The following is a 14,008-nucleotide window of genomic DNA, read 5'->3' as shown; positions in this document are numbered from 1 at the left end:
CCTTTTACATATTAGATTTTAAGAATATCCCGGATTACCTGACCGGCAATTATCAGACCTGCAGCAGGAGGCACAAAGGAAATACTTCCAGGCACCGCCCGTTTGCCAGGGGAGGGCGCTTCGGCGCCGGCAGAAGGTTTTAAAGGCTGTTCTTTAGAATAGAGGACCTTTAAAGAAGAAATATTTCTGGCCTTCAGTTCTTTGCGCATCACCCGGCATAAAGGACAGACAGAAGTTTCATAAATATCTGCAATTTGAAATTGTTCAGGGTGAAGCTTGTTTCCTGTGCCCATAGAAGCTAAAATGGGAATACTGTGATCAGTACAGTACTGGGCAGCAGCCAGCTTTGCTGAAACAGTATCAATTCCATCTACAACATAGTCGGGATTTCTGCCTAATTGCTGCTGAATGGAATGAAATACAGCTTCTGTATTTTCAGGCAGAAGAAAAGTTTCAAAAGTAATTACATTTGCCTTAGGATTAATTTGGTGAATCATCTGTTTCATTACAGAAACCTTTGGTTTTCCCACAGTACTTTGATATGCAACAGCCTGGCGGTTAATATTAGTTACAGAGACAGTGTCATTATCAACTAAGATCAAAGTGCCAATATTACAGCGGGCCAGGGCCTCTGTACAGTGAGAGCCTACCCCTCCAATGCCCAGGACTACAACGGCGCTTTCTGACAGCCGCTTCATGTGCTCTTTGCCCAGCAATAATTCAGTTCGGGAAAAAGCATATTCTTGAGCACTCATAGCTGCGCTCCTTCCGGCCAGGCATTCTGCAGCTGTCTGTCAATCTCTTTTTGTTCATCTACCAAGTCCTGCAAAGTAATACTGTCTACTGTCTGGTTAATTGCATCCCCTAATTTTTTCCATATATTTACTGTAACGCAGAACTGAGAACGACTGCACTGGTTGTTTTCATCCTCCAGGCAGGGAACTGGGGCCAGATTGCCCTCAGTAAGCCGCAATATCATACCTACTGTATATTGAGAGGGAGCCATGGCAAGGTGATAGCCTCCCTGTGCTCCTCGAACGCTTTTTACATAACCTGCTCTGTTTAAAATTGTAACAATCTGCTCCAAGTATTTTTCTGAAATGTTCTGGCGTTCAGCCACCTGATTGATCTTTGTACATTGATCTGGATGCATGGCAAATTCCAGCATCATTCTTAATGCATAACGCCCTTTTGTGGAAATTTTCATGTTTTACCGATTCCTTCCTATAATTCTTATCTGTTTAGTAGGATATAAAATCATTTTACACGATATTAAGAGAAATGTAAAATCTTTTTGGCAAAAAAATATTGTAAATAAGAAATTCTGTGGTACAATATATTTAGATATTTAGAAAAATATCTAAATGATAGAGGTGATTCAATGAGTTTTGGAAATACATTTAAAGCGCTGTCCGACCCTACAAGAAGAGAAATATTAGTACTGCTGAAAAACGGACCCTTGTCCGCCGGGGAAATTGTGGAGCAGTTTCATATGACAGGCGCTACAGTATCTCATCATCTGTCAGTATTAAAGCAGGCAGGCCTTATAGATGATGAAAAGCAGGGAAAGTATATTTACTATACTTTAAATACCTCTGTAGTAGACGATATATTAAACTGGATTTTAGACTTGAAAGGAGAAAGATATGAGAAATAATATTTTAAAAATAATAAGATACGGAATACCTGTTGCAGCTGCGGCGGCAGTAGGAGTTTTATACGGAAAGCTGCCTAAGAAAATTCCGGTGCACTGGGATTTACAGGGAAATGTGGAGTATGGGGAAAAAATTCAGATATGGTTTATGGTGGGGCTTCTGGTGTTTTTCACAATTTTGTTTCAGGTATTGCCAAAGTTGGACCCCAGAAGGAAGAATTATAGTAAATTCCAGAAATTTTATGATATAATATGCCTAGGGATTCAGCTGTTTCTGGTAGCCATGATGAGTATTATTATAAGCGAGGCCTTTTATCCAGGCAGGGTTTCCGTAGATAAAGCAGTGTCTTTTTTAGTGGGAGTTTTATTAATATTTATTGGAAATTATATGCCTAAGGTAAAAAGCAATTTTTATATGGGCGTGCGTTCTCCCTGGGCTTTGTCTGATGAGGAGAACTGGAGGAAAACCCACAGATTAGCCGGAAAATTATTTGTAGGCGCAGGAATTATTATGATAGCCGCTGTGTGGCTGCTGCCGGCGAGTGCAGCGTTTCCTGTAAGTATGGCTGCAGTGATGGCGGCGGCTTTGATCCCCTACGTTATGTCTTATATCTGGTGGAAAAAAGACCAGTGTAAAAAAAGCAACCCTTTAAACTAAAAGAATATATTATTATAATTCTCTGAATAATTTTACAAAAATACAAAATTTTCAGTTTCATAAAAATAAATCACAAAAAAGGTTGACAAATATTTGGGGAGAAGGTATAATAAAGACAGTTAAAAAAGAAATGTCAATTTCAGAAAAGGAGGTACGGTCCAAAGAAAACATAAGCTAACCCTCAGGAAGCAGTTTTCTAGGTCAGGCAGGCTGAAGTATATTTTAGGACAATAAAATGGAATGCACCCTTATATGATATGACGAGAAAGTATCATGGAATTATAATTGTATTACAAGTGTCCAGCTATTCCTAAATAGATTAATATTCGAGAATGCAGGCTGACTGGAAAGGTGAGTATAGATGAAGATAATCAGAGGGTTTTATCCAGGCGGATGAAAGGTTCCGCAATATATAAAGAGAGGTACAATCCAATGGATCAAGAGCAGTGAAAAGGGATACTGTATGAGAATATAACAGTATCCCTTTTTTATGTGCTATTGATAGTTTTTATTATAAAAGTGTGTTATGATAAAGAGTAGCATGTCAAAAGAGAAAAGAGGGGATTGGGGTGGATCCGGAAAAAGATGTAAAAGGAGTTTTGATGACAGAAGGCGTTATCTGGAAGCAGCTCCTGGCATTTTCTATGCCGCTTTTAGCTGGAAATTTATTTCAGCAGCTGTATAATACAGTAGATTCTATAGTAGTAGGCAAGTTTGTGGGGAAAGAGGCCTTGGCGGCAGTAGGCACCAGCAACTCGTTAATTAATCTGATTATTGGAATGTTTTTAGGCATTGCCACAGGAGCAGGCGTAATTATTTCACAGTATTATGGAGCAAAAGATAAACAGAAGCTGCAGTGGGCTGTGCATACCTGCATGGCTTTAAGTATTATTGGGGGAACTGCTTTAATTGTAATAGGAGTTATTATTACGCCGGGGATTTTAAAGTGGATGAAGACTCCGGAAGATGTAATTGAAAGCTCTATTTCGTACTTGAGAATTTTTTTCTGTGGCTCATTGTTTAATTTAGTATATAATATGGGGGCGGGAGTCCTTAGGGCAGTGGGAGATTCAAAAAGGCCGTTGTATTATTTATGCGTGTCCTCCCTGACAAATATTGTTTTAGATTTAGTTTTAGTAGTGGGATTTAAAATGGGAGTGGAGGGTGTTGGAATCGCCACTGTAGCCTCCCAGGGGGTGTCGGCAGCCTTAGTTTTAAAAGCATTGCTGAGAACAAAGGAATCATACAGGCTGGAACTGGAAAAGCTGAAAATAGACAGGCGGATGATGAAGAGAATTTTGTCTATAGGAATCCCCAGCGGACTTCAGCAGTCTATTATCTCCCTATCTAATGTAATTGTGCAGGCCAACGTAAATGTATATGGCCCGGCCGCTATGGCGGGCTACGGCGCATATTCTAAAATTGACGGCTTTGTACTGCTGCCTTTGCAAAGCACATGTATGGCCGCCACCACATTTACAGGGCAGAATATTGGAGCTGGTAAAAGAGACAGGGTAAAAAAGGGAGTGGTTCAGAACATTATTATCAGCGCTACTTATACAGTAAGTGTATCAGCGCTTTTGTATTTATTTGGAGAGAAAATCTTAGGGATTTTCACAGATGATGCTTCCGTAGTCAGCTATGGACATAGGGCCATTGTGATTATTTTACCTTTTTATGTTACAATGGCAGTTCATCAGGTGCTTATGGGAGCTTACAGAGGAGCGGGCAGAATGGTGGCTGCTATGATGATCGGCATAGGAAATATGTGTATACTGAGAATGATATATATTAATTTTTTAGTTCCCTATTTCCCAAGCTTCCAGGCAGTAATCTGGTGTTATCCTATTACATGGCTGACAACTGTAACTATGGATCTTGTATACTGCAGGTTTGTAAAATGGATTCCATCAGAGGAGCAAATGGCACTTGCAGCCAGTAAAAAATAGATGTGAGATAAAGGAGCAGAGATACTATGAGAGACGGATTTTTAAAGGTTGCAGCGGCAACACCTAAAATAAAGGTTGCAGATCCACAGTGGAATAGCGGGGAGATCTGCCGTTTAATAGAAGAGGGAAAAGAGCAGGGAATAAAGGTTTTAGTGTTTCCGGAATTAGCTCTTACAGCATATACGTGCGGCGATTTATTTATGCAGAAAACATTGATTAAGGGGGCGGAGGAAGGTCTGCTTCAGGTTATGAAGGCTACAGAAGGGTCGGATATTATGGTGTTTGTAGGCCTTCCGTGGGAAAATGGAGGAAAGCTTTACAACGCGGCTGCAGCAGTTCAGAACGGCTGTCTTTTGGGAGTGATAACGAAAATTAATATTCCAAATTACAGTGAATTTTATGAGAGAAGATATTTTGAGCCTGGAATTCCGGAGGTGAAAATTATTTCCTGGAATGGAATCAGAATACCTTTTGGAGGAAATATTCTTTTTGAATGTGAAAATATGAAGGATCTGGTGATAGGCGCTGAAATATGCGAGGATTTGTGGGTGGCGTGCCCTCCCGGCGCCAGACATGCGGAGGCGGGAGCTACGGTGATTGTAAATTGCTCTGCCAGTGATGAAACTACGGGAAAATCCAACTATAGAAGGTCTTTGATTGCCGGGCAGTCCTCCAGATTAGTCTGCGGCTATATTTATTCTAACGCAGGAGATGGAGAATCTACTCAGGATTTAGTATTCGGCGGTCACTGTATCATCGGAGAAAACGGAACTCTTTTAAGAGAATCCAGCTTGTTTGACACAGGTCTTACTAAAGCTGATTTGGATTTAGAAAGAATTTCTGCAGAGCGCAGGCGCATCAGCACATTTCGCAGTAAAGGATGGGAGGATTATTGGACGGTTTCTTTTAATCTGAATATAGAGGACGTTAAGTTGGAACGTTTTATAGATCCTGCTCCTTTTGTGCCGGCTGAGGCTAAAAACAGGGAAAAGCGATGCGAAGAAATTTTTGGGATTCAGGCAATGGGATTAAAGAAAAGATTGGAGCATACAGGGTGTTCTCACGCTGTAATCGGAATTTCCGGAGGCTTAGATTCCACTCTGGCTCTGCTTGTTACGGCAAAAGCCTTTGATTTAATGGGGATTCCAAGAGAACAGATTCACTGTATCACTATGCCTTGCTTTGGAACTACGGACAGAACATATAAAAACGCATGTACAATGACAAAAAGGCTGGGAGCACAGTTAAGGGAGATAGATATTAAAGAGGCAGTCAATCAGCATTTTAAGGATATTGAACATGATCCGGGCCTTCACAATGTAACATATGAGAATTCTCAGGCAAGAGAGAGGACCCAGGTGCTTATGGATGTTGCAAACCAGGTAAACGGCATGGTAATTGGAACAGGGGATATGTCGGAGCTGGCTTTAGGATGGGCTACTTATAATGGAGACCACATGTCTATGTACGGGGTGAACGCCTCTGTTCCAAAAACCTTAGTCCGCCATTTAGTCAGGTATTGTGCAGATACATGCAGAGAAGAGGAATTAAAAAATGTGCTTTATGATGTGTTAGACACTCCTGTAAGCCCTGAGCTGCTGCCTCCTGAGGATGGAAATATATCTCAGAAAACTGAGGATTTGGTGGGGCCTTATGAGCTGCACGACTTTTATTTGTTCCATATTCTCCGGTACGGCAGTACCCCTGGGAAGGTTTACAGGCTGGCAGTTCAGGCATTTTATGGACAATATGAGAGTCAGGAAATACTAAAATGGCTGAAGGTATTTTACCGCAGGTTTTTCAGCCAGCAATTTAAACGTTCCTGCCTTCCTGACGGACCTAAGGTAGGGTCTGTGGCAGTTTCGCCCAGAGGCGACCTGCGTATGCCAAGCGATGCATCTGCAAGGCTGTGGCTGGAGGAATTAGAAAAGCTTTAAAATGTATAAAATATAGAGAAAAGAGCAGATTTATGATAACAAGTACATCTAACAGCCAGGTAAAACAGGCTGTAGCTTTGGGACAGAAAGCAAAATACAGGAGAGAAACAGGCCTGTTTATTGTAGAGGGGCCGAAAATGTTTAAAGAGGCGCCAAGGGACTGGCTGGAAAAAGTATATGTGTCAGAAAGTTTTTTGAAAAATAATGAAGAGCTGCTTGGGGACTGCAGCTATGAGGTGGTTTCCCAGGAGGTTATGAAAGCCATGGCTGACACCCAGACGCCTCAGGGGATTTTAGCTTTAGTCCGCCAGCCTGTTTATAAACTTCAGGATATTGTGGGAGAAAATGCCCATATAGCAGCATTGGAAACCTTGCAGGACCCGGGAAATTTAGGGACGATTGTAAGAGCAGGAGAGGGAGCGGGGATGACCGGCGTTCTGATGAACAGAGAAACTGTGGATATTTTCAGTCCTAAGGTCATACGCTCTACCATGGGCGCTATTTACCGGGTGCCGTTTTATTATACAGATGATTTAAGTGATGCTGTAACTGAGCTGAAAAAAATGGGAATTACTTTTTATGCAGCTCATTTAAAGGGACAGAAAGATTACGACAAAGAGGATTACAGGGGAAAGACAGCCTTTTTAATTGGCAATGAGGCGAGGGGCCTTTCAGATTCTATTGTCCAGATGGCTGACAGAAAAATAAAAATTCCCATGCTTGGAAAGGTGGAATCTTTAAATGCTGCAGTTGCCGCCTCTGTGCTTATGTTTGAGGCCGCAAGACAGAGGAGGTGAAAGGTGTGACTACCATTTATTGGCTGATTGCTTTTGTAGTATTTGTGGGAATTGAGACAGTTACATTAGCTTTAACTACAATCTGGTTTGCCGGAGGAGCTTTAGCTGGTTTTCTTCTGTCTCTCGCCGGATTTTCAGTTGAAATTCAGCTGGGAGCCTTTGTGGCAGTGTCTTTTATACTGCTGCTTTGTACCAGGCCATTTGTCTCCAAATATTTAAACAGGTCAGTGACGCGGACAAATGTAGACAGCTTAGTTGGGAAAAAAGCAAGGGTAACAGTTCTTATTGATAATGATGAAGGCAGCGGAGCAGCTGTGGTAAACGGCCAGGAGTGGATGGCCAGAGCCTTGGAGCAGAATAAACGTTTTCAGCCGGGAGAAACTGTTGTTATAGATAAAATTCAGGGCGTGAAACTGATAGTAAAAGAATTAAAGGAGGAGAAATAAAATGGGAGCTTTTTTGGGATTTTACAGTATGATGGCGATTTTTGTAATTGTACTGCTGCTTTTAATTTCCTGTATTAAAATTGTGCCTCAGGCGCAGGCGGTAGTAGTGGAAAGACTGGGAGGATATTTGGCGACCTGGTCCGTAGGCATTCACTTTAAAGTGCCTTTTATTGACAGGGTGGCAAAAAGGGTGACAATGAAGGAGCAGGTAGTGGATTTTGAGCCTCAGCCTGTAATTACAAAAGACAATGTTACAATGCGTATTGACACTGTAGTATTTTTCCAGATTACAGATCCTAAGCTGTTTGTTTACGGGGTAGAAAATCCTATTATGGCTATTGAAAATCTGACGGCTACTACATTGAGAAACATTATTGGAGATTTGGAGCTGGACCAGACCTTAACCTCCAGAGAAACTATTAATACAAAAATGAGAGCCTCCCTGGATATTGCCACAGATCCCTGGGGAATAAAAGTAAACAGAGTGGAGCTTAAAAACATTATACCTCCTGCAGCGATTCAGGACGCTATGGAGAAGCAGATGAAGGCAGAGCGTGAAAGACGTGAGGCTATTTTAAGAGCAGAGGGAGAAAAGAAATCTACTATTTTAGTGGCAGAAGGCAAGAAGGAGTCTGCAATTTTAGACGCTGAGGCAGATAAGCAGGCTGCAATTCTCCATGCCGAGGCAGAAAAGGAAAAACGGATTAAAGAGGCAGAGGGTCAGGCTGAGGCTATTATGAAGGTACAGCAGGCCAATGCAGAAGGAATCAGAATGATCCGTGAGGCAGGGGCAGATCAGGCTGTGATTCAGCTGAAAAGCCTGGAGGCCTTTGCAAAGGCGGCTGATGGAAAGGCTACAAAAATTATTATTCCTTCCGACATACAGGGGATTGCAGGGCTGGTGAAAAGTCTTTCTGAAATAAGCGGAAAAGACCAGGAGCAGTAAAGGAAAGAGCTTTGTAAAGATACAGAAGAATGTATAAATATACTTGCAAATCCTGGAAAAACTGGATATACTATGAATAATTATTTAAAATACATGTATGAGGAGGAAGTATTATGAACCTGAAAGGCAGAAATTTCATTACATTAAAAGACTATGCTCCTGAGGAGATTGAATATTTAGTGGATTTGGCCGGAAAGTTAAAGGCAGATAAAAAGAAGGGAATTACCGGCAATTCTTTAAAAGGAAAAAACATTGCTTTAATCTTTGAAAAACCGTCTACCAGAACAAGATGCGCTTTTGTGGTAGGCTGTGTAGACGAGGGGGCCCATCCAGAGTATTTAGGCAAGGATGATATTCAGCTGGGACATAAGGAAAGCGTGGAGGATACTGCCCGGGTGCTGGGAAGAATGTTTGACGGAATTGAATTCAGAGGATTTAAGCACAGCACTGTGGAGGCCCTGGCAAAATATGCAGGAGTGCCGGTGTGGAACGGCTTAACTGACGACTATCATCCCACCCAGATTTTAGCGGATCTTTTGACTATGAAAGAGCATTTTGGATATTTAAAAGGCTTAAATTTTGTATATGCCGGCGATGGCAGAAATAATATGGCCAACAGTTTAATGATCGGCTGCAGCAAAGTGGGAATCAATTTTACAATTTTAGCTCCTAAGTGTTTATGGCCTAAGGAGGAGCTGACCGCCTTGTGCAGAGGATATGGAGAAAAGTCAGGCGCCAGCGTAACTTTAAGCGATGATGTGAAGGATGTTCATGGAGCAGACGTTATTTACACAGACGTTTGGTGCTCCATGGGCGAGGAGGACAAGGCTGCGGAGAGAGTAGCTTTGCTGAAGCCTTATCAGGTAAACAGCGCCATGATGGCTTCCACTGGTAAGGATACAACTATTTTTATGCATTGTCTGCCTGCAGTAAAGGGAAATGAAGTAACAGAGGACGTGTTTGAATCTGCTGCCTCTGTTGTTTTTGACGAAGCAGAAAACAGAATGCATACAATAAAGGCAGTTATGGTAGCAACATTAGGAGATACAGAAAATGTATAACAGAGACAGAAGAAAAGGCCCTGGCAGTATAGCGCTTTTTCTGGATTTGCTGCACATAATTATTGGGGCAGTGATTGTAGTTCTGGCAGTTATTTCATTTTTAAACCCAGAGGATCATATGATTATGTTTCCGATTATTTTTCTTCTGGGGGCGGTTTTAAACCTGATTTACGGAGTATACCGGGTGAAAGAAGGCGGACATAATAAAAAGGCCTGCAGAGGCGGATTTGCACAGATTTTATTAGGCGGCATTTTGCTGGCAGTAAGTATTGTCAGCGTAATCAGCATCTGGGGGTAGAAAATGAAGACTGAAATTATCAGATTATTAAAAGAATCACAAGATTATATATCTGGGCAGGAACTGTGCCAAAGGCTGCAGGTTTCCAGAACAGCTGTGTGGAAAGTGATAAACCAGCTGAAGGAGGAAGGATATAAGATTGAGGCGGTGAGAAACAAGGGATACCGTCTTGTAGAAGAGGGAGATGTTTTTACACAGGCTTCCTTAGAATGTGCTGTGGAAGGTCAATGGGCCGGAAAAACATTATATTATTATGATGTTACAGATTCTACTAACGACAGGGGAAAGGTTCTGGCGGAGGAAGGCTGTCCTCACGGGACGTTAGTTGTAGCCGGGCTGCAGACAGCAGGAAAAGGCAGAAGGGGGAGAATGTGGACATCCCCGGAGGGAACTGCTATTTATATGAGCCTTGTGCTGCGCCCTCAGATTATGCCCTCCAGCGCTTCCATGGTAACTTTAGTGGCAGCTATGGCAGTGGCGGAGGCCATACGCCAGGAGTCGGAAGCTGATGCCGTAATTAAATGGCCTAACGACGTGGTGGTAAAGGGAAAAAAGGTATGCGGCATTTTGACGGAGATGAGCGCTGAAATAGATTTAATTCACTATGTAGTGGTGGGAATCGGGATTAACGTAAATCAGACAAGCTTTCCTTCAGAAATCAGCCAAACGGCTACATCTCTTACAATAGAGACAGGCAGACAAATATCCAGAAGCCATTTAACGGCTAAGGTTTTGGCGGCTTTTGAAAAGTATTATGCACAATATGAAAAAACAGGAGATCTTTCCCTTTTAGCTGAAGAGTATAACAGCCGGCTGGTAAATAGGGGACGGCAGGTTTTAGTCCTGGCGCCAAAAGGTCAGTACACCGGGGAAGCCTTAGGAATTGAAAGCAACGGAGAGCTTCTTGTAAAGACGGAGGACGGCTCTGTGAAAAAGGTTATGTCGGGAGAGGTTTCTGTCCGGGGAATTTATGGATATGTTTAAAGAAAATTATTATGACAGGCTGCAGGTTTTGGAGCGCCCCGGCCAATTCTTTACGCCTGAGGACAGATTGAAGGCGGCAGAAAAGCCTTTAATGGCCTGGTATAAAGAGAATGCCAGAGAGCTGCCCTGGAGAAAGAAGCCGGAAGCATACAGAGTCTGGATCTCTGAGATCATGCTTCAGCAGACAAGGGTGGAGGCAGTCAAGCCGTATTTTGAAAGATTTATAAGTGAGCTTCCCACAGTAAAAGCCCTGGCCCAGGTGGAGGCCGACAGGCTTATGAAGCTGTGGGAGGGACTTGGATATTACAGCAGAGCCAGAAATCTGAAAAAGGCGGCCATAGAAATAGACGGGTTATATGACGGACAGCTGCCGCCTTCTTTGGAAAAACTAAAAAAACTGCCGGGAATAGGCAGCTACACGGCAGGGGCCGTGGCTTCCATTGCATACGGAATACCGGCTCCCGCTGTGGACGGCAATGTGCTGAGAGTAGTTTCCAGAGTAACCGCCAGCTATGAGGACATAACAAAGCAGTCTGCCAAAAATAAAATGGAGGCTTTGATTGGCAAAGTAATTCCTAAAACAGATCCGGGAAGTTATAATCAGGCTCTTATTGAAATAGGGGCCTTAGTGTGCGTGCCAAACGGCAGTCCTCACTGCAATATCTGTCCTCTGGCATCCCTGTGTTTGGCTAGAATAAAGGGCCTGACAGGGGAATTGCCTGTAAAATCAGGAAAAAAGGAAAGAAAAATAGTTCAGCTTACTGTGTGTATCATTGAAACTAATCAGGGTATCCTTATAAGAAAACGAGAAGATCAGGGGCTTTTAGCCGGCCTTTACGAGCTGCCTAACGCAGAAGGAGACTTGCAGGAAAAAGATTTGGGAGAGGCCTTTGGACTGGAAAATTATGAAGTATTAGAAAGGCTGCCGGCTGCCAAACATATATTTACTCATGTAGAATGGCATATGAATGGCTTTAGACTGAAGGCTTTTGGAAAGCTGCAGGAAAGCTATATTCCCGTAAAGGAAAAGCAGCTGGAGGGAGAATACCCATTGCCCAACGCCTTTAAAGCCTACAGAAAACTAATTCAGTGGAAATAATAGAAGGTGGTTAAATGAAAAAACTGCTGTTTGTAGTAAATCCCCGTTCAGGAAAAGGGCGGATTAAAAATAAACTTCTGGATATATTAGATTTATTTATAAAATGCGGATATGAAGTAGAGATCTTTATTACTCAAAAGCCTTTGGACGCCAGAAATATTGTTGTCAAAAAAGGAGACAAGAAGCAGTTAATTATTTGCAGTGGGGGAGACGGTACTTTAAACGAGGCAGTATGCGGGCTGATGAAATTAAAGACTCCGCCGCCTCTTGGATATATTCCTGCAGGCTCCACCAACGATTATGCCTCCAGCCTTAACCTGCCAAGGCAGATGATGCAGGCGGCTCAGATCGCCGTTTTAGGCGTAGGAACAAAGGTGGACGTAGGTTATTTCTGCGGAGAAAAATATTTTATTTATATAGCAGGCTTTGGGGCGTTTACAGAGGTTTCCTATTTAACGCCTCAGGATAAAAAGAACGCCTTAGGCCATCAGGCTTATATTATGGAGGCTGTGCGCCATTTAACAGGACTGAAAAGCTATCACATGAAAATCACATGGGAGGATCATGTGGTAGAAGATGATTTTATTTTCGGGATGGTGACAAATACAATCAGCGTAGCCGGCTTTAAGGGATTGATTAAGGGGGATGTGGCGTTAAACGACGGGTATTTTGAGTGCTTGTTTATTCCCAGGCCTAAGACGCCTTTAGAGTTCAGCAATATTGTCACATACCTTTTGCTAAAAGATGATAAGGAAGCAGAATTTGTTCACAGGTTTCAGGCCAGAAAATTGGAAATTCAGTGTGAAGAAGAGGTGGACTGGGTGCTGGATGGAGAGTTTGGCGGAAGCCGTTCAAAGGTGGTAATTGAAAACCTTCGGGAAAAAGTAGAAATTCGTAAAAATTTGATGAAAAAGCAATAAAATATGTTGAAATATGTAAATTTGTGTTATATAATGGGACGATGTGTAACCTCTATGCGAAAGGACGTTATTGAGTGGGAAAAGAAAACAAAGACGGTTTTGTAGAAAAATTGCATAAGTTAGTGGAACTTGCTAAGACAAAGCACAATTCCCTTGACGTGACGGAGATTAATGACTTTTTCATCGGTGAAAATCTGAACCCAGAGCAAATGGATCATATTTATACTTACCTGGAGAATCACAATATTGATGTGGTTCCGGTAATTGACGAGGCCGTGCTGGCTGCAGAACCTTTGCTTTTGGATGATGATGTAGACGACAACTTTATGAAGGATGCCGATACAGAAGAGGACATTGACCTGGATGCTATTGATTTGCTGGAAGGTATTGGAACAGAAGATCCGGTCCGGATGTATTTAAAGGAAATCGGAACTGTGCCGCTGCTGTCTGCAGAAGAAGAATTAGATCTGGCAAAGCGAAAAACAGAAGGCGATGAGTATGCTAAGGAACGTTTAATTGAAGCCAATTTAAGGCTGGTGGTCAGCATTGCAAAACGGTATACCGGCAGAGGCATGAGTTTTCTGGATTTAGTGCAGGAAGGAAATCTGGGGCTGATTAAGGGAGTAGAAAAATTTGATTATACGAAAGGCTATAAGCTGAGTACATATGCTACCTGGTGGATTCGCCAGTCAGTGACAAGAGCCCTGGCAGACCAGGCCAGGACAATCCGCGTTCCTGTGCATATGGTAGAGACAATTAATAAAATGTCCAAGATGCAGAGAAAGCTGACTTTGGAGCTGGGATATGAGCCGTCTGTTACAGAGCTGGCTCAGGCTCTTGATATGACAGAAGATAAGGTTATGGAAATTATGCAGATTGCAAGAGAGCCAGCATCCTTAGAGACGCCTATTGGCGAGGAGGATGATTCCAATTTAGGGGATTTTGTGGCTGACAGCAATGTGGTGACGCCTGAGGGAAATGTGGAATCAGTTATGCTTAGGGAGCACATTGACACTCTTCTGGGAGACTTAAAGGAAAGAGAGCGCCAGGTAATTGTTTTGCGCTTTGGTTTAGAGGACGGTCATCCAAGAACATTGGAAGAGGTTGGAAAAGAATTTAATGTAACCCGTGAGCGTATACGCCAGATTGAGGCAAAGGCATTGCGCAAATTGAGAAATCCTGTAAGAAGTAAAAGAATCAGGGATTTCCTGTAGCAGAATAGAAGGAAGGGGCGCTGTAAGGAAAAGCGGCTAAGGCTG

Annotated in this window: 15 protein-coding genes; 13 read left to right on the top strand and 2 right to left on the bottom strand. The window is 42.6% G+C overall.

Annotation, left to right across the window (positions count from 1 at the left end; genetic code table 11):
- Positions 1-11: 11 nt before the first annotated feature.
- Both C1A07_RS02535 and C1A07_RS02530 read right to left on the bottom strand, forming a co-directional pair.
- Complete coding sequence (locus C1A07_RS02535) at positions 12-755, bottom strand: tRNA threonylcarbamoyladenosine dehydratase (RefSeq protein ID WP_101875711.1); 744 nt, start codon at positions 753-755, stop codon at positions 12-14.
- Positions 752-1,207, bottom strand: a complete 456-nt coding sequence (locus C1A07_RS02530) for an RrF2 family transcriptional regulator (RefSeq protein ID WP_101875710.1) — start codon at positions 1,205-1,207, stop codon at positions 752-754. Before C1A07_RS02530 ends, C1A07_RS02535 begins: the two co-directional genes overlap by 4 nt.
- Before the next feature lie 174 nt (positions 1,208-1,381).
- Between C1A07_RS02530 and C1A07_RS02525 the strand changes: the two genes are divergently transcribed.
- The 13 genes from C1A07_RS02525 to rpoD all read left to right on the top strand — a co-directional run bounded on the left by C1A07_RS02525 (position 1,382) and on the right by rpoD (position 13,963).
- Positions 1,382-1,657: an autorepressor SdpR family transcription factor gene (locus tag C1A07_RS02525; protein ID WP_101875709.1), complete on the top strand. Its 276-nt coding sequence runs from the start codon at positions 1,382-1,384 to the stop codon at positions 1,655-1,657.
- The gene (locus tag C1A07_RS02520) at positions 1,647-2,312 is read left to right on the top strand and encodes an SdpI family protein (protein WP_101875708.1); all 666 of its coding nucleotides are present in this window, start codon (positions 1,647-1,649) and stop codon (positions 2,310-2,312) included. Before C1A07_RS02525 ends, C1A07_RS02520 begins: the two co-directional genes overlap by 11 nt.
- A gap of 569 nt (positions 2,313-2,881) precedes the next feature.
- Positions 2,882-4,261, top strand: a complete 1,380-nt coding sequence (locus tag C1A07_RS02515; RefSeq protein ID WP_330399393.1) for an MATE family efflux transporter — start codon at positions 2,882-2,884, stop codon at positions 4,259-4,261.
- Positions 4,262-4,287: 26 nt separating this feature from the next.
- Positions 4,288-6,198, top strand: coding sequence for an NAD(+) synthase (locus C1A07_RS02510; protein WP_101875707.1), 1,911 nt, complete (start codon positions 4,288-4,290; stop codon positions 6,196-6,198).
- 32 nt (positions 6,199-6,230) lie between these two features.
- On the top strand, positions 6,231-6,995 hold the full coding sequence (locus C1A07_RS02505; RefSeq protein WP_101878004.1) for a TrmH family RNA methyltransferase: 765 nt from the start codon (positions 6,231-6,233) through the stop codon (positions 6,993-6,995).
- Between the two features lie 5 nt (positions 6,996-7,000).
- Positions 7,001-7,441, top strand: a complete 441-nt coding sequence (locus tag C1A07_RS02500; protein ID WP_101875706.1) for an NfeD family protein — start codon at positions 7,001-7,003, stop codon at positions 7,439-7,441.
- A gap of 1 nt (position 7,442) precedes the next feature.
- Positions 7,443-8,387 carry an SPFH domain-containing protein gene (locus C1A07_RS02495; RefSeq protein ID WP_101875705.1) on the top strand — a complete coding sequence of 315 codons (945 nt, stop codon included), beginning with the start codon at positions 7,443-7,445 and terminating at the stop codon, positions 8,385-8,387.
- Positions 8,388-8,500: 113 nt separating this feature from the next.
- Positions 8,501-9,448: an ornithine carbamoyltransferase gene (gene argF / locus C1A07_RS02490; RefSeq protein ID WP_101875704.1), complete on the top strand. Its 948-nt coding sequence runs from the start codon at positions 8,501-8,503 to the stop codon at positions 9,446-9,448.
- A complete protein-coding gene (locus C1A07_RS02485; RefSeq protein ID WP_101875703.1) occupies positions 9,441-9,746 on the top strand; it encodes a DUF6637 family protein in 306 nt (101 codons plus the stop codon). The genes argF and C1A07_RS02485 overlap by 8 nt, the downstream gene beginning before the upstream one ends.
- Positions 9,747-9,749: 3 nt before the next feature.
- On the top strand, positions 9,750-10,730 hold the full coding sequence (locus C1A07_RS02480; RefSeq protein WP_101875702.1) for a biotin--[acetyl-CoA-carboxylase] ligase: 981 nt from the start codon (positions 9,750-9,752) through the stop codon (positions 10,728-10,730).
- Positions 10,717-11,829 carry an A/G-specific adenine glycosylase gene (gene mutY, locus C1A07_RS02475; RefSeq protein ID WP_101875701.1) on the top strand — a complete coding sequence of 371 codons (1,113 nt, stop codon included), beginning with the start codon at positions 10,717-10,719 and terminating at the stop codon, positions 11,827-11,829. The genes C1A07_RS02480 and mutY overlap by 14 nt, the downstream gene beginning before the upstream one ends.
- A gap of 14 nt (positions 11,830-11,843) precedes the next feature.
- On the top strand, positions 11,844-12,749 hold the full coding sequence (locus C1A07_RS02470) for a diacylglycerol/lipid kinase family protein (protein ID WP_101875700.1): 906 nt from the start codon (positions 11,844-11,846) through the stop codon (positions 12,747-12,749).
- 74 nt (positions 12,750-12,823) lie between these two features.
- A complete protein-coding gene (gene rpoD, locus C1A07_RS02465) occupies positions 12,824-13,963 on the top strand; it encodes an RNA polymerase sigma factor RpoD (protein ID WP_101875699.1) in 1,140 nt (379 codons plus the stop codon).
- Positions 13,964-14,008: the final 45 nt, after the last annotated feature.

It is taken from the genome of Lachnoclostridium edouardi (assembly GCF_900240245.1).
In the GTDB taxonomy this organism is placed as follows: domain Bacteria; phylum Bacillota; class Clostridia; order Lachnospirales; family Lachnospiraceae; genus Lachnoclostridium_A; species Lachnoclostridium_A edouardi.
This window is presented reverse-complemented; position numbering and strand designations above follow the sequence as displayed.